Genomic DNA, 1,386 nt, shown 5'->3' on the forward strand with positions numbered 1-1,386 from the left:
TCGCTGCTCCAGCAGGCCGGCCTCGGCCTCGACGGCCGCCAGCCCTGGGACATGCGTCTGAACCACCCCGGCGTGCCGCAACGCGCCCTGGCCCAGGGCAACCTCGGCCTCGGCGAGGCCTACATGGACGGCGACTGGGACTGCGACCAGCTCGACGAGTTCTTCGCCCGCCTGCTGCGCAGCGGGGTGGTCGACCAGGTCAGCCCGGCCACGCTGATCCTCCACGCCCTGCAGGCGCGCCTGTGCAACCTGCAGACGGCGCAGCGCGCCTGGGCGGTGGGCGAGCGCCACTACGACCTGGGCAACGACTTCTACGCCGCCATGCTCGACCCACGCATGACCTACACCTGCGGCTACTGGAAGGACGCCGACGACCTGGCCCAGGCCCAGGAGGCCAAGCTCGACCTGGTGTGCCGCAAGCTCGACCTGCGCCCGGGCATGCGCGTGCTGGACATCGGCTGCGGCTGGGGCAGCTTCATGGCCTTCGCCGCCGAGCGCTACGGCGTGGAGTGCGTGGGCGTGACCATCTCCCGCGAGCAGTGCGAATGGGCGCGCAAGCGCTACGCCGGGCTGCCGCTGGAGTTCCGCCTGCAGGACTACCGCGACCTCGGCGAGCGCTTCGAACGCATCGTCAGCATCGGCATGTTCGAGCACGTCGGGCGCAAGAACCACCGCACCTTCATGGAGGTGGCGGCGCGCTGCCTGGACGACGACGGCCTGTTCCTGCTGCACACCATCGGCAAGAACCAGCGCCGCAGCGTGCCGGACCGCTGGATCGACAAATACATCTTCCCCAACGGCGACCTGCCCTCCATCGGCCAGATCGGCGACGCCGCCGACGGCCTGCTGGTGGTGGAGGACCTGCACAACTTCGGCGCCGACTACGACCGCACCCTGATGGCCTGGGCACGCAACTTCGAGGCGAGCTGGCCGCGCTTCGCCGAGGTGCTGGGCGAGCGCTTCTACCGCATGTGGCGGTACTACCTGCTGTCCTGCGCAGGGGCCTTCCGCGCGCGGGACATCCAGCTGTGGCAGTGGGTGATGTCGCGGCGTGGGGTGATGGGTGGGTACCGGCGGGTGAGCTGAGCACCGGCTTTTGCTTTTTGTAGGAGCGAGGGGGGCGCCTAGCTCTTGCTCGCGAACGGAGTTCCCCGGCGGCTCAGGTGCCGGGGATGACTCCGCCCCCTCTCCCCAGCCCTCTCCCTGAAGGGAGAGGGGGCTTGTCCGTGCCGAGAGACGGAATGGTTTCAGCCGGAAACCGTCGGTATTGCCGGCTGATTCGGAAATACCCAAGCGCTCCGAACGGTCCCCTCTCCCTTCAGGGAGAGGGTTAGGGAGAGGGGCGGACGTTCAGCCTGCACCATAACCCCCGGCAACCCCCACAAC

General features: G+C 68.9%; 1 protein-coding gene. It reads left to right on the forward strand.

Features of this window, described 5'->3' with window-relative positions:
• On the forward strand, nt 1-1,086 hold a 1,086-nt coding region (gene cfa, locus DK254_RS21435; RefSeq protein WP_256595920.1), incomplete at its 5' end, for a cyclopropane fatty acyl phospholipid synthase.
• Between the last annotated feature and the right edge of the window lie 300 nt (nt 1,087-1,386).

Origin of the sequence: Pseudomonas sp. RW407, from assembly GCF_003176655.1 — a bacterium.
GTDB classification, from domain to species: domain Bacteria; phylum Pseudomonadota; class Gammaproteobacteria; order Pseudomonadales; family Pseudomonadaceae; genus Pseudomonas; species Pseudomonas delhiensis.